The 24,729-nt window shown below is 62.6% G+C and carries 29 protein-coding genes; 20 read left to right on the top strand and 9 right to left on the bottom strand.

Translation table 11 applies throughout. The annotated features are described in order from the left end of the window. Positions 1-3: 3 nt before the first annotated feature. The 15 genes from rplE (at position 4) to rplQ (ending at position 7,949) form a co-directional block, all read left to right on the top strand. A complete protein-coding gene (gene rplE, locus SAJA_RS05480; RefSeq protein ID WP_123657660.1) occupies positions 4-567 on the top strand; it encodes a 50S ribosomal protein L5 in 564 nt (187 codons plus the stop codon). A 3-nt stretch (positions 568-570) separates the two neighbouring features. Then, a complete protein-coding gene (gene rpsN / locus SAJA_RS05475; protein WP_123657659.1) occupies positions 571-876 on the top strand; it encodes a 30S ribosomal protein S14 in 306 nt (101 codons plus the stop codon). 26 nt (positions 877-902) lie between these two features. Continuing rightward, positions 903-1,298 carry a 30S ribosomal protein S8 gene (gene rpsH / locus SAJA_RS05470; protein ID WP_123657658.1) on the top strand — a complete coding sequence of 132 codons (396 nt, stop codon included), beginning with the start codon at positions 903-905 and terminating at the stop codon, positions 1,296-1,298. Between the two features lie 20 nt (positions 1,299-1,318). Next, positions 1,319-1,849: a 50S ribosomal protein L6 gene (gene rplF, locus SAJA_RS05465; RefSeq protein WP_123657657.1), complete on the top strand. Its 531-nt coding sequence runs from the start codon at positions 1,319-1,321 to the stop codon at positions 1,847-1,849. Between the two features lie 35 nt (positions 1,850-1,884). Beyond that, positions 1,885-2,241, top strand: a complete 357-nt coding sequence (rplR, locus tag SAJA_RS05460; protein ID WP_123657656.1) for a 50S ribosomal protein L18 — start codon at positions 1,885-1,887, stop codon at positions 2,239-2,241. A 12-nt stretch (positions 2,242-2,253) separates the two neighbouring features. Further along, positions 2,254-2,763: a 30S ribosomal protein S5 gene (rpsE, locus tag SAJA_RS05455; protein WP_123657655.1), complete on the top strand. Its 510-nt coding sequence runs from the start codon at positions 2,254-2,256 to the stop codon at positions 2,761-2,763. 12 nt (positions 2,764-2,775) lie between these two features. Continuing rightward, positions 2,776-2,961, top strand: coding sequence for a 50S ribosomal protein L30 (gene rpmD / locus SAJA_RS05450; RefSeq protein WP_123657654.1), 186 nt, complete (start codon positions 2,776-2,778; stop codon positions 2,959-2,961). Between the two features lies 1 nt (position 2,962). Beyond that, positions 2,963-3,394 (top strand): 50S ribosomal protein L15, encoded by a 432-nt coding sequence (rplO, locus tag SAJA_RS05445; protein WP_123657653.1) that lies wholly within the window; start codon positions 2,963-2,965, stop codon positions 3,392-3,394. Between the two features lie 2 nt (positions 3,395-3,396). Further along, positions 3,397-4,740, top strand: a complete 1,344-nt coding sequence (gene secY / locus SAJA_RS05440) for a preprotein translocase subunit SecY (RefSeq protein WP_123657652.1) — start codon at positions 3,397-3,399, stop codon at positions 4,738-4,740. 57 nt (positions 4,741-4,797) lie between these two features. Next, positions 4,798-4,914, top strand: a complete 117-nt coding sequence (gene rpmJ / locus SAJA_RS05435; protein WP_006913650.1) for a 50S ribosomal protein L36 — start codon at positions 4,798-4,800, stop codon at positions 4,912-4,914. Between the two features lie 123 nt (positions 4,915-5,037). Beyond that, positions 5,038-5,394 carry a 30S ribosomal protein S13 gene (gene rpsM / locus SAJA_RS05430; protein WP_123657651.1) on the top strand — a complete coding sequence of 119 codons (357 nt, stop codon included), beginning with the start codon at positions 5,038-5,040 and terminating at the stop codon, positions 5,392-5,394. 36 nt (positions 5,395-5,430) lie between these two features. Continuing rightward, positions 5,431-5,832: a 30S ribosomal protein S11 gene (gene rpsK, locus SAJA_RS05425; RefSeq protein WP_123657650.1), complete on the top strand. Its 402-nt coding sequence runs from the start codon at positions 5,431-5,433 to the stop codon at positions 5,830-5,832. Positions 5,833-5,857: 25 nt separating this feature from the next. Then, complete coding sequence (gene rpsD / locus SAJA_RS05420; RefSeq protein WP_123657649.1) at positions 5,858-6,481, top strand: 30S ribosomal protein S4; 624 nt, start codon at positions 5,858-5,860, stop codon at positions 6,479-6,481. Between the two features lie 40 nt (positions 6,482-6,521). After that, positions 6,522-7,508 carry a DNA-directed RNA polymerase subunit alpha gene (locus SAJA_RS05415; protein ID WP_184999758.1) on the top strand — a complete coding sequence of 329 codons (987 nt, stop codon included), beginning with the start codon at positions 6,522-6,524 and terminating at the stop codon, positions 7,506-7,508. 51 nt (positions 7,509-7,559) lie between these two features. Next, entirely contained in the window at positions 7,560-7,949 is a 390-nt protein-coding gene (gene rplQ / locus SAJA_RS05410) for a 50S ribosomal protein L17 (protein WP_123657647.1), read from the top strand. Positions 7,950-8,602: 653 nt separating this feature from the next. Here the strand turns inward: rplQ and SAJA_RS05405 are convergent. Genes SAJA_RS05405 through SAJA_RS05380 form a run of 6 tightly spaced genes read right to left on the bottom strand, consistent with a single transcriptional unit; the run spans position 8,603 to position 16,514 of the window. Beyond that, positions 8,603-9,424 (bottom strand): symmetrical bis(5'-nucleosyl)-tetraphosphatase, encoded by an 822-nt coding sequence (locus SAJA_RS05405; RefSeq protein ID WP_123657646.1) that lies wholly within the window; start codon positions 9,422-9,424, stop codon positions 8,603-8,605. A 45-nt stretch (positions 9,425-9,469) separates the two neighbouring features. Next, on the bottom strand, positions 9,470-10,963 hold the full coding sequence (locus SAJA_RS05400) for a diguanylate cyclase family protein (RefSeq protein WP_123657645.1): 1,494 nt from the start codon (positions 10,961-10,963) through the stop codon (positions 9,470-9,472). Positions 10,964-10,971: 8 nt separating this feature from the next. Continuing rightward, positions 10,972-11,748, bottom strand: a complete 777-nt coding sequence (gene rsmA, locus SAJA_RS05395; protein ID WP_123657644.1) for a 16S rRNA (adenine(1518)-N(6)/adenine(1519)-N(6))-dimethyltransferase RsmA — start codon at positions 11,746-11,748, stop codon at positions 10,972-10,974. Next, positions 11,738-12,727: a 4-hydroxythreonine-4-phosphate dehydrogenase PdxA gene (pdxA, locus tag SAJA_RS05390; protein ID WP_123657643.1), complete on the bottom strand. Its 990-nt coding sequence runs from the start codon at positions 12,725-12,727 to the stop codon at positions 11,738-11,740. Before pdxA ends, rsmA begins: the two co-directional genes overlap by 11 nt. Beyond that, positions 12,724-14,151, bottom strand: a complete 1,428-nt coding sequence (locus SAJA_RS05385) for a peptidylprolyl isomerase (protein WP_123657642.1) — start codon at positions 14,149-14,151, stop codon at positions 12,724-12,726. Before SAJA_RS05385 ends, pdxA begins: the two co-directional genes overlap by 4 nt. Further along, positions 14,148-16,514, bottom strand: coding sequence for an LPS-assembly protein LptD (locus tag SAJA_RS05380; RefSeq protein WP_148070958.1), 2,367 nt, complete (start codon positions 16,512-16,514; stop codon positions 14,148-14,150). The genes SAJA_RS05385 and SAJA_RS05380 overlap by 4 nt, the downstream gene beginning before the upstream one ends. A 156-nt stretch (positions 16,515-16,670) precedes the next feature. On the opposite strand from SAJA_RS05380, the gene SAJA_RS05375 reads away from it, so the two are divergent. The 4 genes from SAJA_RS05375 to SAJA_RS05360 all read left to right on the top strand — a co-directional run bounded on the left by SAJA_RS05375 (position 16,671) and on the right by SAJA_RS05360 (position 19,927). Then, positions 16,671-17,666, top strand: coding sequence for an aminoglycoside phosphotransferase family protein (locus SAJA_RS05375; protein ID WP_123657640.1), 996 nt, complete (start codon positions 16,671-16,673; stop codon positions 17,664-17,666). Further along, on the top strand, positions 17,663-18,331 hold the full coding sequence (locus tag SAJA_RS05370; RefSeq protein ID WP_123657639.1) for a nucleotidyltransferase family protein: 669 nt from the start codon (positions 17,663-17,665) through the stop codon (positions 18,329-18,331). The genes SAJA_RS05375 and SAJA_RS05370 overlap by 4 nt, the downstream gene beginning before the upstream one ends. A gap of 103 nt (positions 18,332-18,434) precedes the next feature. Beyond that, complete coding sequence (locus tag SAJA_RS05365; protein WP_123657638.1) at positions 18,435-18,953, top strand: DUF4398 domain-containing protein; 519 nt, start codon at positions 18,435-18,437, stop codon at positions 18,951-18,953. 2 nt (positions 18,954-18,955) lie between these two features. Beyond that, complete coding sequence (locus tag SAJA_RS05360) at positions 18,956-19,927, top strand: OmpA family protein (protein ID WP_123657637.1); 972 nt, start codon at positions 18,956-18,958, stop codon at positions 19,925-19,927. A gap of 86 nt (positions 19,928-20,013) precedes the next feature. Here the strand turns inward: SAJA_RS05360 and lexA are convergent, their stop codons facing one another. The 3 genes from lexA to SAJA_RS05340 form a co-directional block, all read right to left on the bottom strand. Continuing rightward, positions 20,014-20,661: a transcriptional repressor LexA gene (gene lexA, locus SAJA_RS05355; RefSeq protein WP_123657636.1), complete on the bottom strand. Its 648-nt coding sequence runs from the start codon at positions 20,659-20,661 to the stop codon at positions 20,014-20,016. 412 nt (positions 20,662-21,073) lie between these two features. After that, on the bottom strand, positions 21,074-21,895 hold the full coding sequence (gene folE2, locus SAJA_RS05345) for a GTP cyclohydrolase FolE2 (RefSeq protein ID WP_123657635.1): 822 nt from the start codon (positions 21,893-21,895) through the stop codon (positions 21,074-21,076). Between the two features lie 127 nt (positions 21,896-22,022). Further along, entirely contained in the window at positions 22,023-22,364 is a 342-nt protein-coding gene (locus tag SAJA_RS05340; RefSeq protein ID WP_123657634.1) for a histidine triad nucleotide-binding protein, read from the bottom strand. Positions 22,365-22,461: 97 nt separating this feature from the next. Between SAJA_RS05340 and SAJA_RS05335 the strand changes: the two genes are divergently transcribed. Continuing rightward, positions 22,462-24,471, top strand: coding sequence for an SDR family oxidoreductase (locus SAJA_RS05335; protein ID WP_123657633.1), 2,010 nt, complete (start codon positions 22,462-22,464; stop codon positions 24,469-24,471). Positions 24,472-24,729 lie beyond the last annotated feature (258 nt).

Here is a 24,729-nt window from a genome sequence, read left to right as displayed (position 1 = left end):
GTCATGGAAAACGCAAAGCAGCATTACCCGGCACGCCTGAAAGCCGTCTATGACGATCGTATCGTCGACGAGCTGATGGAGAAGTTTCAGTACTCCTCGCGCATGGCCGTGCCGCGTCTGGTGAAGGTCACCCTGAACATGGGTCTCGGCGAAGCGGTCTCTGATCGCAAGGTCGTGGACTCGGCGATGGGTGATCTCGAAAAGATCGCTGGCCAGAAGCCGGTGATGACCCGTGCACGCAAGTCGATTGCAGGCTTCAAGATTCGTGAAGGCTGGCCGATCGGTTGCAAGGTCACGCTTCGCCGAGCGCGAATGTATGAGTTCATCGACCGCTTTGTAGCCGTTACGCTTCCGCGTATTCGCGATTTTCGCGGGATCAACCCGCGGGCCTTTGACGGTCAGGGAAACTACAGCATCGGCCTGAAGGAACAGATCGTGTTCCCGGAAATTGATTACGACCGTGTGGATACGCTACGCGGCTTGGATGTGGTGATCACCACTTCCGCCAAAACCGACGAAGAAGGGCGGGCTCTGCTAGAGAGCTTCAACTTCCCCTTCCGGAGATAAGGTATGGCCAAGAAAAGCATGATCGCGCGTGATAAAAAGCGCGAAAAGATGATCGCCAAGTACGCCGAGAAGCGTGCTGCCATCAAGGCGCGCATCAACGATCCCGAGGCAACGCCGGAAGAGCGCTTTGCCGCATCCCAGGAGCTGCAGCAGCTTCCGCGCGATGCCAGCCCGGCGCGGTTGACGCGCCGCTGTCGAGCGACCGGTCGCCCGCAGGCGGTGTATCGGAAGTTCGGTCTGTCGCGCATCAAGTTGCGTGAAGCTGCGATGCGCGGTGAGGTCCCTGGCCTCACGCTGTCGTCCTGGTAGTCCACAGCCAATAGGTATCGGTACGCATGAGTATGACTGACCCCATTGCCGACATGCTTACCCGTATTCGAAACGGGCAGTCGGCAGATAAGGAATCCGTCGAGATGCCGTCGTCCAAGCTCAAGCTTGCGATTGCGAAGGTGCTCGAAAGCGAAGGTTACATCGCCGGTTTTGAAACCCGCGAAGTCGATGGCAAACCGCGTCTGCGTGTTGGCCTGAAGTACTTCCAGGGTGACGGCGTGATCGAGTATATCGAGCGCGCCTCGAAGCCCGGTCTTCGTTTGTACTGCACGAAGCACGATATCCCACAGGTCGTTGGTGGCCTGGGTATCTCCATCATTTCGACTTCGCAGGGCGTGATGTCCGACCGAGCCGCGCGTGACGCCGGCCACGGCGGCGAAGTGCTCTGCTACGTGTCGTAAGACGTCCGAAGGTAAGAGATATGTCCCGAGTAGCCAAAGCACCGGTCAATCTGCCCAGCGGCGTCGAAGTCAACGTGTCGGGCCGCGATCTGACGGTCAAGGGCAAGAATGGCCAGTTGGCCTTTCGCTTGCCTGTGGGTGTCGACGTCGAAGTCAACGACGGCGTTGCCCAGGCTAAAGCCGTAGGTCGTAACCCGAACATGGCGATGGCCGGCACCGTGCGGGCCACCGTGGCCAACATGGTTCACGGCGTTGCCGAGGGTTTCGAGCGTAAGCTCGAGCTCGTCGGCGTCGGTTACCGCGCCCAGGCTCAGGGCGACAAGATCAACTTGTCGCTCGGTCTGTCGCATCCGGTCGTCTATCAATTGCCGGAAGGCGTTTCGGCCAATGCGCCCACCGCAACCGAAATCGTGTTGACCGGTGCCGACAAACAGGTTGTCGGCCAGGCCGCCGCTGAGATTCGTGCTTATCGTCCGCCCGAACCCTACAAGGGCAAGGGCATTCGATACGCGGATGAGCGCATTGTCACCAAGGACGCGAAGAAGAAGTAGCGTTCGCGCCTTCTTGCAACGAATACAGGATCGTTATGCACAAAAAAACGGTTTCTCGTTTGCGACGTGCGCGGCGCGCCCGCATGCACATGCGCAAGCTCGACGCACACCGGTTGTCGGTACATCGTACGCCGCAGCATATCTATGCCCAGATCGTGGCGCCGGACGGCTCACGTACGCTGGTTTCGGCCTCCACGGTCGAGAAGGATCTGCGTGGCCAGGCCGATAACACAGGCAATCAAGATGCGGCCCGCTTGATCGGTCGCACGATCGCCGAGCGCGCCAAGGCTGCGGGTATCGAGCAGGTCGCTTTCGATCGCTCGGGCTTTGCCTACCACGGCCGCGTCAAGGCGCTGGCCGACGCCGCTCGTGAAGGCGGCCTTCAGTTCTAACGGATAGCATTCATGGCACAACGTAACGAACAACGCACCGAAGGCGACCTGCTCGAGAAGCTGGTCACCGTCAATCGCGTGGCCAAGGTGGTCAAGGGTGGCCGTCAGTTCGGCTTCACCGCGCTGACGGTCGTCGGTGACGGCGAAGGCCGCGTCGGCTTTGGTTATGGCAAGGCACGTGAAGTGCCGCTGGCGATCCAGAAGGCGATGGAGGCCGCCCGCCGGAGCATGGTTCGCGTGCAGCTCAAGGATGGCGGCACGCTGCAGCACGAAATGGTCGGCCGTCACGGCTCGAGCAAGGTCATCATGCGTCCGGCCTCTGAAGGTACGGGCGTGATTGCCGGCGGCGGCGTTCGCGCGGTATTCGAAGTGGCCGGCGTATCCAACGTGCTGTGCAAGAGCTATGGCTCGCGTAACCCGATCAACCTGGTGCGTGCGACCATCAACGGTCTGCGCGACATGCACGATCCGGAATATATCGCGGCCAAGCGTGGCAAGTCCGTCGAAGACATCACGGCGTAATCGAGGGTCGTCATGGCAGATAAGCGAATCAAGGTAACGCTGGTCAAGAGCACCATCGGTCGCGTGGCGCGTCATCGCGCCTGTGTCCGTGGTCTGGGCCTGCGTCGACTCAATCATTCGGTCGAGGTCATCGACACGCCCGAGAACCGCGGCATGATCAATAAGGTCGCGGACATGCTCGTCGTCAGCGAGGTCTGATATGAAGCTCAATGATCTGCATTTCACCGACGGCTCACGCCCGACCGCCAAGCGTGTCGGTCGCGGCCCGGGTTCGGACATGGGCAAGACCGCAGGCCGTGGCCACAAGGGCCAGCATGCGCGTAGCGGTGGCTATACCAAGGTCGGCTTTGAAGGCGGCCAGATGCCTCTGCAGCGCCGGATCCCCAAGCGTGGTTTTCGCTCGATGGATCCCAAGGGCTGTGCCGAAGTCCGCTTGGACACGCTGAACAAGCTCTCGGGCGACGTCGATTTGACAGCGCTCAAGCAAAGCGGTCTCGTCCCCCGCCAGGCACGCCGTGCCAAGATCGTGCGTAGCGGCGAGATCAGTAACGCGGTGAACCTCAAGGGTATCGCAGCCACTGCCGGTGCGCGTGAAGCCATCGAGGCAGCGGGCGGCTCGCTGGCCGAGTAGTTATGGCCAAGCAAGGCAACAACACAGCTGCAGGCGGTGCGCCGAACGCAGGTAATCTGACGGAAATCCGTCAGCGCCTGCTGTTTCTTCTGGGCGCACTTGTCGTTTTCCGTCTCGGGAGTTTTATCCCGGTACCCGGGATCGACCCGGCCGAGCTGGCACAGCTGTTTCAGCAGCAGTCGGGTACGATCCTCGACGTCGGCGTGATGTTCACCGGCGGTGCGCTGGAGCGTCTGTCGATATTTGCGCTGGGTGTGATGCCGTATATCTCGGCATCCATCATCATGCAGCTGTTGACCGCGACCGTGCCGACGCTCAAGGAGCTGAAGAAAGAAGGCGAATCGGGCCGACGCAAGATCACGCAGTACACGCGCTACGGCACGGTATTTCTCGCAGGGTTTCAGTCGATTGGGACCGGTGTGGCGCTATGGAATCAGGGGATTGCCCAGGGCGGGGTGACTGAGTTTCAGTTCATCTTCACCACGGCATTGACACTGACCACGGGCGCGCTGTTCTTGATGTGGCTGGGTGAACAGGTCACGGAGCGCGGTATCGGCAACGGTATCTCGATGTTGATCTTCGCCGCGATTGTTTCCGGTCTGCCGTCTGCCATCGGTGGCACGCTGGACCTAGTGCGCACGGGCGAGCTCAGTTTCTTCTTCGTGGTTGCGCTGTTTGTCGGTGCGTTGGCAGTGTTGGCCTTTGTGGTCTTTGTCGAGCGCGCACAGCGGCGTATTCCGGTACATCACGCCCAGCGGCAGCGCGGGCGGCGTATGTATGCTGCGCAGACCCAGCACCTGCCCTTGAAGCTGAACATGGCCGGTGTGATTCCGCCGATCTTTGCCTCGAGCATCATTCTGTTCCCGGCGACGGTGATCCGATTCTTGGGTGAGGGCGGCTCAGTGGCCAACTGGGTGTCGAATGCGATCGCACCGGGGCAGCCGCTGTACGTGCTGTTCTATTCGGCGATGATTATCTTCTTCTGTTTCTTCTATACCGCGCTGGTCTTCGATTCGCGTGAGACGGCAGATAATCTGAAGAAATCGGGCGCGTTCATTCCGGGTGTCCGGCCGGGCAAGCAGACAGCGGATTACATCGACACCGTGCTGACACGCTTGACGGTGGCCGGTGCGGTCTACGTCACGTTGGTGTGTCTGTTGCCCGAGCTTCTGATTCTGAAGTACAACGTGCCGTTCTATTTCGGCGGTACGTCGCTTCTGATCATCGTGGTCGTGGTCATGGATTTCATGTCACAGCTACAAGCACACATGATGTCGCATCAGTACGAAGGTCTGATGCGCAAAAACAACCTGAAGACAGGTGGCCGTGCCGGGATGCTGCGTTAGCGTCCGCACGGCCCCTGGGTCGCATCGATATGCGCTCGGTCTGAGCAGAGGAAAGAGATGAAAGTCAGAGCTTCGGTCAAGAAAATCTGCCGTAACTGCAAGGTCATCCGCCGCAACGGTGCGGTTATGGTGATCTGCTCGACGGATCCCCGACACAAACAGCGTCAGGGCTGATCCGGTCGATTATTGGCAGTCTTGTCAATCACACCTAACTAAGATATATTGGCGGGCTTTTCCGGCCTCGTGCGTGCTTAATCAGCCGCGTGTGGGGCTTCCGCGAGCTGGGAGTAATATCAAATGGCGCGAATCGCTGGAGTCAATCTCCCGATTAACAAGCACGCATCCATAGCGCTGACCTCGCTGTATGGCGTGGGTCACACCCGTGCAAAGCAGATCTGCGAAGAATGTGGTGTTGCAACCGACACCAAGGTCCGCGATCTGACTGAGGGTGAAGTTGAAGCCCTTCGTGCACAGGTTCAGCAATACACCATCGAGGGCGACCTGCGCCGCGAAGTGTCGATGAACATCAAGCGATTGATGGATCTCGGCTGCTATCGCGGTCTGCGTCACCGTCGCGGTCTTCCGGTTCGCGGTCAGCGCACCAAGACCAATTCGCGTACCCGCAAGGGCCCGCGTCGTCCGATTCGCCGCTAGTTGCGGCTCGCGTCGATTTAACAGTAGGCAAGCATTATGGCGACAGCATCCACGTCGAGCAGCCGCAGCCGGAAGGCGCGCTCTCGCCGCAACGTCACCGACGGCATCGCGTTCGTTTATGCGACGTTCAACAACACGATCATCACGATTTCGGACCGTCAGGGCAATGTGCTGTCCTGGTGCACGTCCGGGACTTGTGGCTTCAAGGGCTCGCGCAAGAGCACGCCGTTTGCCGCGCAGGTCGCCGCCGAACGTGCCGGTGAAGGTGCGTCGCAGTACGGCGTGAAGAACCTCGAAGTCCGCGTGAAGGGCCCCGGCCCGGGTCGCGAGGCTGCGGTTCGCTCGTTGAACGGTTCGGGTTTCAAGGTGACAAGCATCATCGACGTTACGCCGATTCCGCATAACGGCTGCCGCCCGCCCAAGAAGCGTCGCGTCTAGCACGCCGCACCAAAGGTTTTAGATCATGGCGAAGTACACTGGTCCAAAATGCAAGTTGTCCCGTCGCGCCGGCACCGATCTGTTCCTGAAGGGACGCGGTCGCTCGCTCGAGGGCAAGTGCAAGATTGATACGCCGCCGGGTGCCCAGGGCACGCAGCGTCGTCAACGTCTGTCTGATTATGCGTTGCAGCTGCGTGAGAAGCAGAAGCTACGGCATATGTACGGCGTGCTGGAACGTCAGTTCAGCAATTACTACAAGAAAGCGGCCGGCCAGAAAGGCTCGACCGGTGTTCTGTTGCTTCAGTTGCTGGAATCGCGCCTGGATAACGTCGTCTATCGCATGGGATTTGCCGCCACGCGTGCCGAGGCACGCCAGCTGGTCAATCACAAGGCGGTTGCCGTCAACGATTATCCGGTCAACATCCCGTCTTACCAGGTCAAGCCCGGTGATTCGATCGCGATCCGTAATCGGGCGAAGAACCAGTCGCGCATCGTGGAGTCGCTGGCCGTCGCATCCCAGCTTGGGTTTGGCGATTGGCTGGAAGTCGACGAAAAAGGGTTGAAGGGAACATACAAGTCGATTCCCGATCGTGATCAGGTGTTGCCTGACATCAACGAGAACCTCGTCGTCGAGCTCTACTCCAAGTAATCCGGCCTGCGCTGCGTTTGGCAGCTAGAGGTATTTGCATATGCAGTCCAATGAGTTGCTGAAGCCGCGTCTCGTCGAGGTTGAGCGCGTCAGTGAGCGACGTGCCAAAATCTCTCTCGAACCGCTCGAGCGAGGCTACGGTCACACGCTGGGCAACGCGATCCGTCGTATCCTGCTGTCTTCGATTCCGGGGGCGGCCATTACGGAGGTCTCCATCGAAGGCGTGCTCCACGAGTACACCACCGTGGAAGGCATGCAGGAAGACGTGCTCGATGTCTTGTTGAACCTGAAGAACGTCGCCGTTCGCATGAACGAGCGCGACGAAGCCGAGCTTCACCTGCACAAGTCGGGCGAAGGCGCGGTTACCGCCGGCGATATCACCACGGGTGACGATGTGGAAATCGTCAATCCCGGTCTGGTGATTGCGCATTTGACCACCGGTGAATTGCGCATGAGCATGAAAGTGCGCAAGGGCCGCGGTTATCAGGCGGCCGTGAGCAAGTTGGAGCCGGGCGAAGAAGACACGGGTGCTAGTGAAATCGGGGCCTTGCGTCTGGATGCGTCGTTCAGCCCGATCCGTCGCGTGAGCTATACGGTCGATCGTGCTCGTGTCGAGCAGCGTACCGACCTGGACAAGCTGATTCTCGATATCGAGACCAACGGCAGTGTGGAGCCGCAGGATGCGGTGCGTACCGCTGCCGCGACGCTCTATGATCAGCTGTCGGTCTTTGTCGATCTGGAAGCGCGTGAAGAAGCCTCGCGCAAGAAAGAAGCGGGCAAAGTCGATCCGGCGCTTCTCAAGCCGATCGAGGATCTCGAGCTGACGGTTCGTTCGACCAACTGTCTCAAGGCCGAAGACATTCATTATGTCGGCGATCTTGTGCAGCGCACCGAGACCGAGCTCATGCGTACGCCCAATCTCGGCAAGAAATCGTTGACCGAAATCAGCGAAGTGCTGGCCGAACACAACCTCAAGCTCGGTATGACGCTTGAGAACTGGCCGCCGGCCGAGCTGGAAAAGGCCTGATCATCTGGCGCGTGAGCGTCTAGAGACTCCGACCGCCAAGGAATTTTAGATATGCGTCATCGCAAGAGCGGCAGCAAACTGGGGCGTGAGTCCTCGCATCGCGCTGCCATGCTGAAAAACATGTCGGCCTCCCTGTTCAAGGAAGAGCTGATTCGCACCACGCTGCCGCGTGCCAAAGAGCTGCGTCGGCACGCCGAGCCGTTGATCACGTTGTCCAAGGACGACAGCGTGGCCAACCGTCGCCTGGCTTTTGCTCGCCTGCGCGACAAGGAAGCTGTCGGCAAGCTGTTCAGTGAGCTGGGCACGCGCTATGCCAACCGGCCCGGCGGGTATCTGCGGATCCTCAAATGCGGGCATCGCCCGGGTGACAACGCGCCCATGGCGTTTGTCGAGCTCGTGGATCGTCCACAGCCGGAAATGGCTGAAGACGACGACGATTGATCAACTGCGGTTGATTGTCGTCAGAAAAAGCCGGCCTCGCGCCGGCTTTTTTGTGTCCGGCGTTTGCGCTCGGTTCCTAGGGGCTGTTGCCGTTTCGTACGAGTCCGCGCCAAGCGCTCCATATCGTGACTATAGGCGGCAAGACGAGGCATAGCACGCTTAGCGTGTCGTTCGGCGCTAGTGGGCTAGAACGCTGGATTGCCGACGTGTCGTTAATTTCAGGGCGCGTGTCCCGAAGGGTTGGGCCCAAAATTCGGCCATGCCGCTGGCTCACCTTGATCGTGGCACAGCCAGAGCCGCGGCTCGCGCCTTGCCTAGCCGAATTTTGGGCGTCAACGCGGCGCTCGTACGAAACGGCAACAGCCCCTAGGAGGCAATCGCCAGATAAAAATCGTTTCGCACAGTAATTTCGTTCCTCAAGGCGATCCGCAGATGGACGCAGATTACGCAGACGAGGAACGCAGGTGCGCACGGTAGAGAACGCTTTCATCGGTCAGGAGGATCTGCATGCCCGATGGGACGGCATGCGCTGTAGCTCTGAAATCCGCCTCCGCCCCATGACTTCGCACCCGCCATGATCTCGGCGTCCCACTAGGCCCCAATCGGCGTCATCTGCGAAATCTGCGGATAAAAAAGAGAACCCGTCTCTCAACCTAAGAAGGCGGTACGGACAAGAATTCGGGTTCGGGCGTATCGAGGCGCATTGCGGTGAGCGGGCCGTTCCAGGCCGCACCCGTGTCGATACCCCAGACGTTGTGCTCGGGCCAGGCCACGCCGTCCAGCGCGGACCAATGACCAAACACGATGCGCTGTTCGTGGTTACGGCGCATCGGATGGGCGAACCAGGGGATATGATCGTCGGGCGCGTCCGCGATGGTTTTCTTGTACTTCATCTTCAAGCGCCCCGTGGCGTCGACGAAGCGAATACGGGTCAGGGCATTCGCGATATAGCGCAGGCGCTCAACGGGTGCGGTCGCGTCGGCCCAGCGATTGGGCTTGTTGCCGAACAGATCGCGCAGGAAGTTGGCATAGTCGGGGGCACGAAGCGCGATCTCCAGTTCGTGAGCGCGCTCTGTGGCCTCGATTTGCGTCCACTCGGGGGCAAGCCCGGCATGCACCATCGTCCAGCCCAGAGCGGTGTCTGTATGGATTAGCGGGCGGTGGCGCAGCCATTCGAAAAGCTCGGGGGCGTCGCTGGCGTCGAGCAGGGCGTGCAGACTGGCGTCGGCATGGGCTTTGGGATCCTTTCTTTGCAGGATGCCCAACAGGGCGAGATCGTGATTGCCCATGACGGTGATCGCGCGCCCGCCGAGGGCCTTGATACAACGGATCACGCCGGCCGAATCCGGCCCGCGATTGACCAGATCACCCACGAACCAGAGCGCGTCGACGGTGTAGTCGGCGTGCAGGCGGGCAAGCAGACGCTCAAGCGGGTCGCGCGAGCCGTGAATATCGCCGATGGCAAACGTCGCCAATGCAGGTCTCCAGTAACGATGAAGCGGTTTGATCCGACGCGCGGATCAGCGGCGCGAGAACAACAGCATACGGTCGTCGATGCGCCGGCGATTAAAATTTGGTGCCCGATCGAGTACCGGAACCAGCGGGGCCGTATCCGCCAGCAGTGCATGATCGATATGCCAGCGTTGAAACACGCCCTGCCAGTCGCGGCGGTGTTGATAGGCCATGAACCAGGCCAGCACGAAAGATTCGGGATAGAAATCAAAGCGCGTGTCGATAAAGACTCGCCGGCCCGGTGCCACCAGCGCCGCACAGCTGCCCAGGCGCTCACTGGAAAACCAGCGCGCGTCGGCGGGCAAGGTGTCGTCGAGTACCTGAATGGCGTGCGCACTCTCGCCGCAGTCGGCAACGCGCACAGCACCCCATGACCAGGCGCTGACCGGCCCGGCGATGACGAGCGCCAACACGGTGAGCCCGCCAAGCCCGCGCCACGACACGACACGCCGGGCAGCCGTGCGGGCCGGGTCGCGAACGCTGTCGATTAGCGCCTGGACGAGTGGCGCTGTCGCCCAGACATAAGCCAGGCCGGCCCAGACCACCATACGAATCGCCTGGCTCGTCATCGCCGTGAACAACGCGACATGCAGCAGGGCGATCCAGGGCAGGGCGACGCGTCGCCAGGCCGCCAGACCGCAGAGCACGACCAGCGCCGCGGCGAGGCCAATCGCCAGTTGAATCGCCGGCTGGCTGGGGTCCGGGGGCATCAGCTCACGAATATGCGCGTTCATCGCGCTCTTGTGTGACAGCTCCCAGATATAGCCATAGAGCCGCCAACCGTAAGGATTGAGGCCCGTGGCCGCCACGGCGATCATCGCGAACCCGGCCCAGACGACAAGACGAGCCGCGAGTTGACGCATGAGCGCGGGCCCGCGCGGCGCACAGAGATCGACCAGCGCAAACAACGCCAGTGAGGCCAGGCCAAGCGTGAAGCCCAGATGCAGGTTGGACCACAGGGCATAACCGATCGCCAGCCCCACCGCGGCCACGGCAAAGCGCAACCGGCCCGCGCGCCAACGTTCGAGCCAGACCCACTGCACGGCCAGTAGCACGAGCGTGGCCAACATCGGACGTAATGAGAAATTCAGGCCGACGGGCACCAGCACCACGCTGCCCACGGCCAACGTGAGCCACGGCTGCACGCCGCGGCGGGCCAGAACCCAGGCCGGGGCCGCGGCATAGAGCACAAACCCGAACAGACAGAGCACGAACACGCTGGCCGTGGCCCCCAGGCCTGCATAGATCGGTGCGGCCACGGCCTCGAACAGCCACTGATAGAGCGTCCAGGCACGCTCGGGATAGGTCCACGACAAGGTATCGCGGGCGGGTAGCCCGTATTGCCAGATTTCAAGCCCGGTGCGATAGAGCCAGGGCCAGTCGTTGGTGATGCCGCCGTGGCGCATGAAGCCACAAAAACGCCAGAAGCCGGTCGTGATACAGGCTAGCGCCAGCCCGACCAGCGCCGGGCGGATCAGCGATTTGCCACGCCCGGCCGGCATCCGCGCAATCAGAAGTGTCGGGCGGCCGCGTTGGCCAGTCGGGCAAAGGCGGCCGGCGAGACCCGCTCGGCGCGCAAGCCCGGGTCGATCTCGCAGGCCGCGATGTCGTCAGCGCCCAGGAGATTCTTCAAGGCGTTGCGCAAGGTCTTGCGTCGCTGATTGAAGGCCGCGGCGATCACGCGATCAAAGACTGGCTGATCATCGATGACGAAATCCGGCGTTCTTGGCACCAGGCGCACCACCGCCGAGGTCACCTTTGGCGGCGGGGTGAACGCACCCGGGCCGACATCAAACAACGCGGTGGCGCTTGCCCGCGCGGCGATGGCCACGCTCAGGCGGCCGTAATCGGCATCGCCTTCGCGGGCCACCATGCGATCGACCACTTCTTTTTGCAGCATGAAATGCATATCGGTGATCGGGGCGGCACTGGCCAGCAGGGCAAACAAGAGCGGCGATGAGATGTTGTAGGGCAGGTTGCCCACCAGACGCAGTGCTGCGCCGGCTTCAGCCGCGATCGCGGCGTAGTCCATCGTCAGCGCGTCCCCGGCGATCACATGCAGACGGGGTTCGCGTATCGCCCGGGCTTCAAGCGCGGCGATCAGGTCGTAGTCGATCTCGATTACCCGCAGACGATTCACGCGGGCCAAGAGCGGGTCGGTGAGCGCGCCGTGGCCCGGCCCGATCTCGATCAGGGCATCGTCGGCCTGGGGATCGATCGCGGTGACGATTCGATCGATCACGCCGCGCTCGTGGAGAAAATTCTGGCCGAAGCGTTTACGCGCCATGACGCGCCATGTCGCCGGCCACGCGGATCGCCGCGGTCATCGAGCCGGTATCCACGTCGGCGGTCGCGGCCAGCGACAGCGCGGTGCCGTGATCGACCGATGTACGCACGATCGGCAGGCCCAGGCTGATATTGACCGTGCGTGAAAACGCGGCGTGTTTGATCACTGGCAGCCCCTGGTCGTGATACATGGCGACAATGGCATCGGCGCGGGCCAGCTGGTGCGGGGTGAACAGCGTATCGGCCGGCAACGGGCCCACGGCATCGATACCGCGCTGGTTGGCCGCGGCTATGGCAGGGGCGATGATCTCGTCATCCTCATGGCCCAGATAGCCGTTCTCGCCGGCGTGCGGGTTCAGCCCGGCCACCAGAATCCGCGGGCGAGTGATGCCGAAACGCCGGGCCAGCTGGGTATGCACGGTATCCAGCACATAAGCCAGATGCGGGCCGTCCAGCGCGCCCGGTACAGCCGACAACGGAATATGCACGGTGGCGAGCACGACACGCAGATCGCCGGTATCCGTGGCCAGCATCATCACCGGTGTGGGGGCGTTGCAACGCGCGGCCAGATACCCGGTGTGCCCGGAAAAGACATGGCCGGCCTGGTTGATCACGGCCTTGTGCACGGGGCCGGTCACCATGCCGGCGGCGTGCCCCGCGGTGCAGCGCGCCACGGCCTGATCCAGACACGCCAGCACATAATCGGCGTTGGCCGGATCGAGTTGCCCGGCTACGGCCGGGCGGGCCATTGGCAGGGCATCAATCTTCAAATGCCCGGGCCGATGCGCGACCGGCGGGGTGTCGTAATCAACCGGTTCGAGGACAAGATCGACCCCGATCGCGCGTGCCCGATCAGCCAATAGCGCCGGATCGGCAATCGCGACCAGTTCGACATCCTGGGCCTGCTGGGCGATACGCACCGCCAGATCCGGGCCGATACCGGCCGGCTCACCCGGCGTGAGCACCAGCCGATGTGTCATCGATCCGGCGTCGGCTGGTAATCGGCCATACGGATATCGACGTAAGCCTCGTCGCGCAGCCGGCGCAGCCAGAGATTACCTTCTTCGGCGGCCTGTTTGCGCCCGAGCTGCTGACGGACCTTGTCGCGTTTGGCGTTATCGGTTTCATCGACCTGGCGCTTGTCCTCGACTCGCACGATCTCGTAGCCGCTGGCCGACTGGAACACACGACTGGTCTGGCCCGGCGACAGATCAGCGATCTGTCGCCGGGTGTTGGGCTCGAGCCGGTTGAGCGGAATCCAGCCGACCAGCCCGCCCTGATTGGCGGTTGCGCTGTCGTCGGAGTACTCACGCGCCAGGCTTTCGAAATCGTCGCCGGCGGCGATGCGCTGGCGCAGCGTACGCGCCAGCTCGCGGGTACGCTCGGCGTTTCGGATCTCGTTGGGCTGGAGCACGATATGCCGCATGTTGGCTTCGGTGACCATGATTGTCTGCTCATCGTCGGCCGCACGGGCCGCGCCGCGCTCGTCGTCGAGTTTGAGCAGCACCATGGCGTCGTCGCTACGAAAGACATCGCTGAGCTGGCCGGGTTTCAACGTGGCCAACTCGGTGTCCACGGCATCCGACAACGTATTGCCGGCCACGAAATCCGATGACGTCCGCGTATCGGCGTTACCATCGGCAGCCAGCGCGCTGGCTGCTTCGTCAAAGCTCTGATCACCGGCCAGAATCGCCCGACGTGCCTGGCTCAGGCGCTCACGCGCCAGGCCCACGGCCGTGGTGTCGGCGTCTTCGGCCAGATCGATACGAATCTCGCGAAAGCGATAGGCGCGGTCGCGCGAGCGCAATGACTGATTGGCCAGATAGCGATCCACATCGGCATCCGAGATCGTGACCTGGCCCATCACCTCTTTCTGGCGAACCTTGGAGATCTTGATCTCGTCGCGGACACGATCCTGAATCGCGGACATGCTCATGCCCGAGGCGTTGACGGCCTGGCTGAACTGGGCAACATCCATGTTGTTGCGACGGGCGATACGCGCCACGCCTTTCTGCAACTCGGCCGGCGCGACTTCAACCTTGTCTTTTTCGGCGCGCTGGATCTGCAGCTGGCGCAGAATCAGCTGGTCAAGCACCTGCGAGCGCAGCGTGGCAGGCGCACTGGCCGGGTTACCCTGGCCCCCGCGCTGCTGCATCAATTCGCCAATGGCGGCATCCAGCTCGCTTTCGAGAATGACGTCGTCATCGACCACGGCCACGATCTTGTCGAGCGTGCGCGGCTGTCGCTGCTGTGTGCTGGCGCCCAGTGAAAAGTTGCCGACGCTGCCCATGCCGCTGCCCACGGTATCGCCCACGCCCTGGCCTTGGGCCTGGGCGAGACAGGGAGCGATCAGACAGATCAGCGCGAGCAGCCCGATACGGGCCCGGGTCATTGGATATCTCATGGCGCCGAGATCGTATCAAAGCTGTTGTAAGAGTCGTTCTGCATAGTGGGGCTGAATACGTTGCTGTCCACGAAGCTGGTCACGGAATTGCCGAACTGGCCCAGACCGCGCAGCACGAACTGCACCATGACCGCGGTGTCCTGATTGCCGTTATCGTCGGCCACGAAACGACGCCAGGCCGCGCGTACGGCATAACAACACGACGGGCGATATTCGATGCCGGCCAGGCTTTCGACGTTACTTCCGCCTTCCAGCGAATAGTTCCAGCGCCCGATCAGATTCACCCGATCGGTGATCGGCGCGCGTGCGCCCACCGCCACTTGAGACAGGGTCTCGAACTGGCCGGGGATAAGGTTGGTGGTGGTGTCGTCGTCGCTGCCGAACACGTCACGCGCCGGGCGGTAGTCGCGGTAGTAGCGATAGCCCAGATCCAGCTGATAACCCTCACGGCGGCCAAGCGTCGTGCCGGCCAGCGCGCGATCGATCTCGCTGTCTTCGGGGTTGTATTGCACGACGCCGCGGGCCAGAAACGTCTCGGTCGGCGAGAACATGCCGCTGGCGACATAATCCGAGCCATCATCGCCGTAGCCGGTGGTGCCGGCGTTGGGCAGGCCCACGCGCAGATCCCGGAAACTCGTGACCCGGCCGAGCGCGGCCTCGCCGACCGTACGCCCGGTGTTGGGCGAGACAATACGCGAGGACACGCCGAGGGTGATCTGATTGGCATCGGAGACACGATCAAGCCCGGTATAGCGATTGTTCGCATAGAGCTGGTCGTAGTTCAGCGTGGCCGAGCCGGAGTCGAAGATCGGGATGTTCGACTGGTCCTCATACCCGACCAGCAGATACTGCATCCGCGGCTCTAGCGTCTGGATCCAGCCGTTGTTGAAGCTGCGCGACAGGCGCAGGCCGGCATCGGCCTTGAACGAGGGGATCGTGCGGTTGACCGTGTCCTGGGTCGGCGTGACGAAGCCGCGGGCATCGTTCAAGTCACGCAGATCGTAATGGGTGATGCGATAGGCGGCCTCGCTGTTCAAGAACCAGCCGCCTTCGTCGTGGGTCCACTGGATGTTGGGCCGCGCATCGGTGCGATAAGCGTTGACGCTGTCATCGCGACGGAAATTCACGAACTCGCCGTCAAAGCCGAGCTGAAACGGGGCCGTCGGCGTGAGCAGCTCGAAGCGGGCCTCGGGGACACGACGATAGGGGTTGTCCTCGAAACGTCCGCCCAGGCCGTTGAAATCGTCGTTGAGGGTCTGGAAATCCTGTGCCAGCAGGGTGAAGCGCATGCCGGGCTGTACCGCCTGCAGGGCAATGCTGCGCTCAAGATTGCTGGTTGAGGTGTTGGCGAGGTTGTTCGACAGGTCATCGAAATAGTCATCGTCGCTGACGCGCGAGTACATCGCCGCGATGCCGACGTTTTCCGACAGCTGGCCGAGATGTTCGTAATGGATCAGATCGCGTTCGGCGCCGTATTCAGCGTCATACGGCAGCACCTGGCCATCGAACTCACCGACATGGTGCTCGAACAGATACCGGAACTGGCCGCCCAGCTGCAATCCGCGCTTGCTCATCACGCGCGGCACGATCGTGGCGTCGTAGTTATCGGCGATATTGATGTAATAGGGCGTGGCCAGTTCGAAGCCGGAGTTGCCCGAGCCGCCGATCACCGGGGCCAGAAACCCGGTGTGGCGCTGGTCGTCGATCGGGAAATTCAGGTACGGCGTATAGAAGACCGGCACATCGTAGATCTTGAGCGTGGCGTCACGGGCCACGCCGCGCCCGCTTTCACGATCCAGATCGATACGCTTGGCCGAAAGCAGCCAGGCCTTGGTCGGGCCGGGGCAGGTGCTGTAGTTGGCCGTATTCAAGCGATATCGATTGTCGCCCAGCGAGTCGACCTGGCCGGCCTGGCCGCGTGCGCCATTGGTGAGCACCGAATAATCGACGTTGGAAAACGTGCCCGACCGGCTGCGTGTATTCACGTTGCCCTTGTCGGCGGTCAGATACAGGCCGTCGCGCAGATACTTCAGGCCGCCGCGGGCTTCGGTCTGTGTGGTGGCTCGGTTATAGCGCACGAACGGCGCTTCCAGGGTCTGACCGTCGCGCTCGAGATGCACGTCGCCCCGGGCGGTGGCTACTTGGTCGGCCAGTTCGGCCGAATCGGCGATGAGGCTCGACGTATCGCCGTTTTCGGGTAGCACCAACGGCGGCGGCGCTACCGGACAGCCGCGATAGGTCGAAATGTCTTCGGCCGTCATATCGGCTGCCAGCACCGCGCCTCCGGGCAACAGGCCCGCGACAAGCGCGGCCGGCACGCACCGGCCCAGACGGCGACGATCCTTATTCTTGTACACAGTCACGACAGGCGTTCATCCCCTTGGCACGATACGATGCACACCCCGTGTGCCGATCGCTTGTCGGCCGCGGCCCGAATCGAATGCCGGGCGGGCCGTCGCAGGTCGCGATTATGCGCTGGCCGCCGGCGCCGCCGCAACGAACCGTTCTAACGAGGCCCCATGATCCAAGCGCTCGATCATCGCGCAGCCCGGCTGGAGGCTTGGGTTCGCGCCCGTCTGGCGGCCCCCGTGTCCTGGTCGGTGGTCTCGGCCGACGCCAGCAGCCGGCGTTATTTTCGAGCGCAGGCGCGCGCCCGTTCGTGGATCGCCGTGGATTCGCCGCCAGAAAGCCAGAACAATCAGGCTTTTGTCGATATCGCCGCGCTGTTTCGAGGCGCCGGCCTGAACGTGCCGACCGTGCTGGCCTGTGATTTGGACGCCGGTTTTCTGTTGCTGTCGGACCTCGGCCGCCAGCGTTTCATCGACGTGCTGAACGCCGATAACGCCGATGACCTGTTCGCCTCGGCGATCGCCGCCCTCGTGGACTGGCAGGCCGCCAGCCGGCCCGAGGTGCTGCCGGCCTACGACCGGGCCACCCTGTGGCGTGAGATCCGTCTGTTTGATCAGTGGTATCTGCCCCGTGTGCTGGGCCACGTGGCCGGCCCGGAAGAGCTGCAGGCGCTCGAGGCGGCTTATACGTTCATCATCGATCGCATGGCCGCGCAGCCGTCGGTGTTTGTGCATCGCGATTATATGCCGCGCAATCTGATGATGGCGGCCTCTTTGCCGGGCATCATCGATTTTCAGGATGCCCGCTACGGGCCGGCCAGCTACGATGTGGCCAGCCTGTTTCGTGATGCCTTCATCAGCTGGCCGGAGGATCGTATCTCGACCTGGATGCATGCCTATTGGCAGGCGGCCCGTGCACGCCATGTGCCGGTGGCCGACGACTGGCGGACGTTCGTCGACGATGTGGCCCTGACCGGCGCCCAGCGGCATCTCAAGATCATGGGTCTGTTCGTGCGTCTGGCCGAACAACAGAACAAGCCAGCCTACGCGGCTGACCTGGGTCGTTTTGCCCGCTATCTGGCGCCGGTGGTCCACGCCCACGCCGCATTGGCGCCGTTGCGTGCGCCGATCGACGCCGCCGTTGCCCGCCACGCAGGCCCCTTGTGAAGGCGATGATTCTGGCCGCCGGTCGCGGCTCGCGCCTGCGCCCGTTCACCGATCGTGTGCCCAAGCCGCTGGTCGAGATCGCTGGCATGCCGTTGATTGGACATCATCTGTGTCGCCTGGCGGCCGTGGGTATCCGGGACGTCGTGATCAACGTGGCCTACCGAGGCGACCAGATCCAGGCCGCACTCGGCGACGGTCAACGTTACGGCGTATCCATTCGTTACAGTGAAGAAACTCCCGGCGCGCTGGATACCGGCGGCGGCATCGCCCAGGCCACGTCTGTCTTGGGCACGGACGATTTTCTGCTGGTCAACGCCGACGTGCTCACGGATTTCGATTTCCGGCAATTGATGTCGCCATCGCCCGGCGCTGGCTCTGGCCCCGGGCTGACGCTGGCGCTGATCGATAATCCCGCGCACCATCGGCGCGGTGATTTCGGCCTGGTCGACGGACGCCTCCGCGACATCGCGCCGCGGCTGACTTATGCCGGAATCGGGCGGTTTTCGCCCGGGTTGTTCGCGGCCCGCGCCGGCGAGCGCTTCGCCCTGACCGACATCATCCAGCGCGCGATCCAGGACGGGCATGCCTTCGGGGTTCATCACCCGGGTCGATGGATCGACGTCGGGCGGGCCGCCACGCTGGCCCGGGCCCGCCAGATTGGCTGATCGCCCCGCGTGTTTGTCAGCCACGCCCGGCACGCTGCTAGACTCGCGCGCTTGAGTGGCCGCTCGGTATGCGGTCGTATCCGTCATGTCTGGGGAGAGGGCCATGTCGCCTGCTCGAAGCGGTCGTAGGAAATGTCGCCTGCCACAACACGTACTCGGCCTGCTCGTGGTGGCCGTCGTTGCGCTGTCCGGCTGTGTCAGCGACGGCAACCGGGGCGAACGCCCGGCGGTGCCGGATCAAAGCGTGCTCGAGCCGGCCACGCAGGCGTTGGACAAGGCGGTGCGTGCCAATGCCGAGGACTTCGCCCCGCGGGCGGTAGACAGTGCGCGGCGCCGGATCACGCTGGCCCGCGATATCCTGTTCGCGGCAGCACGCGCTGATCGTGATCTCAAGCCGGCCGAGCGCGAGCGTATTGATGTGCTCGTGGCTCAGGCCCGTCTGGACGCTCGGGAAGCGCTGGTCGAGACACAGGCCAAGGCCGTCAACAAACAGCTGGGCCAGCTCCAGCAGACACAGTCGCAGCCCGCCGATGAGACGACAGGGCGCACTGACGGATCGCTGGGCTTTGACAATGGCATGGGCGGTAGCGGGTTATCCAACACCGCGCCGATCGGGGGTTGAGCATGGGTTATCGTCTGCTAGTTGTCGCCGTTCTGGCTACTGGCCTGTCCGGCTGTGCGCTGTTTAACGACGATGCGCCCAGGGCGCCGCAACTCGAAGGCCATACGGCCCAGGTCGAGGCCTGGCGCGATGCCATTCGGCGCGACCCCGACGGCGGGGCGCCGACGTTCGTGCCGCTGGCCGATGCCCGCAAGGCCGTCGCCGCGGCCAAGGCGCAGGAACGGGTCAACGAATTCGGTGCCGATGCGCTGTCCAGGGCCGAAGCATCGTTGGCCGAGGCGCAATCCGGCTGGGACAAGATCGCCAAGAACGACAAGCGATCCGCCAAGGCGTTGTCCGGCGTGGCCGATGCCGCGCACGACGCCGAGCGCCAGGCCCAGGTTGCGCAGTACACCGCACAGCGCGAGCTGGGCCTGAATCAGCTCAACGCGCTACAGGCATCGCGCGGGGTCTCGACCGGCCCCGGGGCCACGGCTGACGCCGGACAGCTCAGCGACGACGAACTCATCAATGAGCGTGTCGTGCCGACGATGCTCGGCAGCCTGCAGTTCCAAGAGGGCTCGGCACGTCTGACCGATGACTCACGCGAAGTCATCGGCCGGCTGGTCGATCTGTTGGCGGCCCACCCGGATCTGGGCGTCGCGGTCTTTGGCTTTACCGACAACGCCGAACCCGCGGATCAGCGCCTGCAGGCGTTCATCAACGCCAACCCGAAGCTGGCCCAGCAGGATCTCTCGCATGCGCAGCAGGTCGCGGCTTATCGTCAGGGGCTGACAGATGCACGAGCGCGCGACGTCGCCCAGCTTCTGGTCCAGGCCGGAACCGATCCGGATCGTATCGGCGCACGCGGCATGCGTAACCAGCACCCGATTGCCAGTAACGATACGCCGGCCGGGCGTCGCAAAAACGAGCGCGCCGAAGCCATCATGGTACCGCTGGAGGCGATTCAAGCCGGACGCGGCGGGCAGCAATAGAACAGGCGACGTGTCGGCCCTGGCCGACACGCCTTGAAAAGCCGCCCGGTGTCCGGGCGGCTTTTTTATCGGGCTGTAGTCATGCCCTAGTGGATAGAGCGCACCACGCCCACGGCCAAACCTTCCAGCACTAACTCGTCTTGTTCGGGGTCCACCTGGATATCGGCATGGGCCGGGTTCTCGGCCTGCAAGCGTACCGCGCCGGTGTCGCTTTTGAAAAAGCGTTTGACCGTCACGTCCTCGCCGAGCCGAAACACCCCGATCTGGCCGTTGTGGACCTCGCTGGCTGTTTTCACGCCCAGCAGGTCGCCGTCGAGGATGCCGACGCCGGTCATGCTGTCGCCGCGAACGGTGAGCAGATAATCGGCCGGCGTGGCGAACACGTCGTCGGCAATACGGACACGTCGCTCGATATGCTCGACCGCCAGTATCGGCTCGCCGGCTGCCACGCGCCCGATCACGGCGAGCCCGTCGTCGGTATCGTCATTGGCGGCCGTATCGACGCTGGCTGGCTCGCCACTGTTATTGACCAGACGGATCCCGCGGCTGCGCCGCGAGCCGAGCTCGATCGCGCCCTTGCGGGCCAGCGTGCGCAGATGCGCCTGGGCCGCGTTCGCCGAGGCAAATCCCAGCGCCTGGGCAATCTCGGCTCGCGTGGGCGGGGCGCCCGTATCGATCAGCGTGTCACGAATGAAGTCGTAGACCCGCTGCTGCTTGGGAGTCAGCTTTTCCATGCTGTAAATATATCCAGTCGCGGCGAGCGCGTAAAGCGATGTCTACGAGTGGATACCGGCCTGACTGTAAGTCGTCGAAGCCGCGGTATTATTCAGCGTCCTTGTCGTGCTCGTTCATCGCGTGGGGCGAACGATTGTGGATCGATGAGAAGTCGGCTGATTCAGCGACGAAGAGCAGGGTTCCCGCGGCGAAGCCGCGGGATGCGTTCGCTGATGTCAGCCGGACTTTGGATCGAACAGCGCCCCGGACCTATTCGGCGTCCTTGTCGTGCTCGATCATCGCGTAGGCCGAATGATTGTGGATGGATGAGAAGTCGGCTGATTCAGCGACGAAGAGCAGGGTTCCCGCGGCGAAGCCGCGGGATGCGTTCGCTGATGTCAGCCGGACTTTGAATCGAACGGCGCCCCTGGCCTATTCGGCATCCTTGTCGTGCTCGATCATCGCGTAGGCCGAATGATTGTGGATCGATTCAAAGTTTTCCGAGGTCACCCGATAACTACGAAACCGATCGTCGTCGTTCAGCCGCGTGGCGATATCGCGCACCACGTCCTCGACGAACTTGGGGTTTTCGTAGGCGCGTTCGGTCACGGCTTTTTCATCGATCCGCTTGAGCACGCCATAGAGCTCGCAAGAGCCTTCGCTTTCAGCGATATCGATGAGTTCCTCGGCCCAGAAGAAGGCATCGGCACGCACTCGGATGGTCACGAGCGAGCGCTGATTGTGGGCGCCGTAATCCGAGATATCCTTGGAGCAGGGACAGAGCGTGGTCACCGGCACCTGAACTTCGACGTAGAGTGTTGAGACACCGTCCACGCGATCGCCGATGAAGCCCACTTCGTAGTCCATGACGCCTTTCTCCCCGGTCACCGGCGCGTACTTGTCGACGAAGTAGGGGAAATACATTTCGATATGGCCGTTATTGGCCTCCAGGCGCTCGGCCATTTCCTCGAGCATGAGCTGAAAGGAATCCGGGGTGATCTGCTGCTCGTGGGCGTTCAGGATCTCCACGAAGCGCGACATGTGCGTGCCCTTGAACTCGTGCGGCAGGTTCACGTACATGGCAAACGTCGCCACCGTGGACTGATGCCCGCCAACGCGCTGTGCGATCGAGACCGGATGCCGGATATCGCAGATGCCCACTTTGTTGATGGCCAGGCGGCGCGGATCCGTGCGGCCCTGAACATCCTCGATGGGGGCAGGACGGGGCGAGGCGTGTTGTGAGTTGCTGTTCATGAGAGCCTGACAGTGCCGAGTGAACCGGGTGGGCCGGCGCGTACAAGGCGCCGTGGCCCGGTGCGTGACGATAGCGCCTGATCTTAAAAAAACAAGTCGCGCCGCCGTGGGTTCGTGCCCGGGGGCTTCAGCCCGGCGGCCAGTCGAAGGCCCGCCCGCCCAGCACGTGCAGATGGATATGAAAGACGGACTGGCCGGCTTTCTCGCCGTTGTTCATGGCCAGACGAAAGCCGTCACCATAGCCTTCGTCGGCGGCGATCCGGGCGGCGGTCAGCATCATGTGGCCCAGCAACGCTTGATCGTCGGCGCCGGCGTTGGCCAGCATGTCGATCGGTTTCTTCGGGATGACCAGGATATGCATCGGCGCCTGCGGGGCGATATCGCGAAAGGCCAGCACGGTATCGTCTTCATGAACGATATCGGCCTCGATCTCGCGATTGATGATCTTTGCGAATAGGGTGTCACTCATGGCTGTCATTTTCGTGCGGTGAAAGTCCGTATTCTGTCAGAAGACACGATAGACCGAAGACGCCTGCCAAGCTCATGTGGCACTGGAGAACAAGAACATGAAATATCTCGTGACCGGCGCGACCGGTTTTCTGGGCCGGCGCCTGGTGGCCAAGCTGCTTGCGCGCGCCAATAGCACGGTTTACGTGCTGATCCGCCGCGCCAGCGCCGACAAGATGGACGATCTGCGCATACGCCTGGATGCCGATGAAAGCCGCCTGATTCCGGTCTGGGGCGATATCACCAAGGACGGCGTCATCGATAGGGCGGCCGTCGAACGGCTGTCCGGCGAGATCGATCATGTCTTTCATCTGGCCGCGGTCTACGACATGGACATGAGCGACGCCACGGCCGATCTGTTCAACGTCAAGGGCACGGCCAACGTGCTGGCGCTGGCCGGCGCACTTGCCAATGCCAACAAGACCAAGCCGCGCTTTCATCACATGTCGTCGGTGGCGGTGGCCGGTGCGGACCACGTCGGGCGGTTTTCCGATGAGATGTTCGACGTGGGTCAGCGTCTGACGCATCCGTATTATCGCACCAAGTTCCAGGCCGAGGCGGTCGTACGCGAGCATGCCAGGGTGCCCTGGCGGATCTATCGCCCGGGCATGGTCGTCGGCGATTCACAGACCGGCCAGATCGACAAGATCGACGGGCCGTATTATTTTTTCCCGGCCATCAAGGCGCTGCGGGATCGCTTGCCCAAGTGGCTGCCGCTGCTGGGCATCGAGGGCGGGCAGATGCCCATCGCCCCGGTGGACTATGTGATTGATGCCACCGTGCATATCGCCCACAAGCGTGAGGGCAACGGCAAAGCGTATCTATTGATCCAGGACAACCCACCCACCGCCGGCGAGATGACCAAGATCTTCGTGCGCGCCGCCCACGGCCCGGACGTGATCCATAACCTGCCCAGCCAGCAGTGGTCCGGCGCGCTGGAAACCCAGATCAAGCAGATCGGCGCCCTGCTGCCGGCCGCCGACTGGCTGGCCAAGCGCGCGGCCCAGTCGCTGGGCGTGCCGCTGGCGATTCTGGGCTATATCAACAACCGCGCGGTCTTCGACGATGTGAACACGCGCGCCGCGCTGGCCGGTAGCAGCATCAGCTGCCCGCCGCTATCGGAATATGCCGAGACGCTCTGGCGCTACTGGGAAATGCATCTGGATTGTGACGTCGATGTCTCGGCCTCACTCGTACGCCGGGCCTCGGGCCGGGTGGTGGTCATTACCGGTGGCTCCAGCGGTATCGGCTTCGCCACGGCCAAGAAACTGGCCGCCGCGGGCGCCACGGTGTGTCTGGTCGCGCGCAACCCCGACAAGCTCGAAGAAGCCCGCTCGATCATCGCGACCATCGGCACGGCTTATGCCTATTCCTGTGATCTATCGGATATCGCGGCGATCGATGCCTGTACCGATGCCATCCTGGCCGAACATCACCACGTCGATATCCTGATCAACAACGCCGGGCATTCGATCCGCCGGGCCGTATTCGAGTCGTTGAACCGTTTCCACGATTACGAACGCACCATGCAGCTGAACTATTTCGGTGCACTGCGGATGATCTTCAATTTCCTGCCCACCATGGCCAAGCGCCGGACCGGGCATATTCTGAATGTCTCGTCGATCGGGGTGCTGACCAACGCGCCGCGGTTTTCAGCTTATGTGGCCTCCAAATCCGCGTTGGACGCGTTCTCGCGCTGTCTCTCGCCCGAGGTGGCCTCGCGCAATATCGATCTCACCGCCGTCTATATGCCGTTGGTGCGCACGCCGATGATCGCACCCACCAAACTCTATGACTACGTGCCGGCACTGACCCCCGAGCAGGCTGCCGACATGATCGCCAACGCCATCGTCGACCGGCCCAAGAGCGTGGCCTCACCGCTGGGCACGTTTGCCCAGGTCAGCTATGCCATGTGGCCGCGATTCAACGACTTCGTGCTGCACAAGGCTTTTCACATGTTTCCGTCGTCCAAGGTCGCGCGCACCAAATCCGGCCCGGCCGAAAACAGCGAAAAACTCAACGTGCCGGCGCGGCTGCTGGCGGCTATCCTGCCCGGGCCTTATTGGTAGGGGGTTGGGGGCGCGTTCTTCAAGGCAATCCGCCGATGGGCGCCGATAAGCGCAGATGGCGGTCGATAGGCGGGGCGTCAGTGAGATCGAGGCGCCACGGCTGACCGAGGCTTCGTTCTTTAAGGGACTATCCGCAGATTGCGCAGATTTTTACTGAGTCGTTTTTAATTCAGCGGCGCGTTCTTCAAGACAATCCGCAGATGGACGCCGATAAACGCCGATGGCGGATGCGTGTTGCGGCGCGGTTGGATCGAAGCG

This window comes from Salinisphaera japonica YTM-1 (assembly GCF_003788585.1).
In the GTDB taxonomy this organism is placed as follows: Bacteria; Pseudomonadota; Gammaproteobacteria; order Nevskiales; family Salinisphaeraceae; genus Salinisphaera; species Salinisphaera japonica.
Note: the sequence above shows the minus strand (reverse complement) of the source record. Positions and strands in the feature narration are given on the sequence as shown.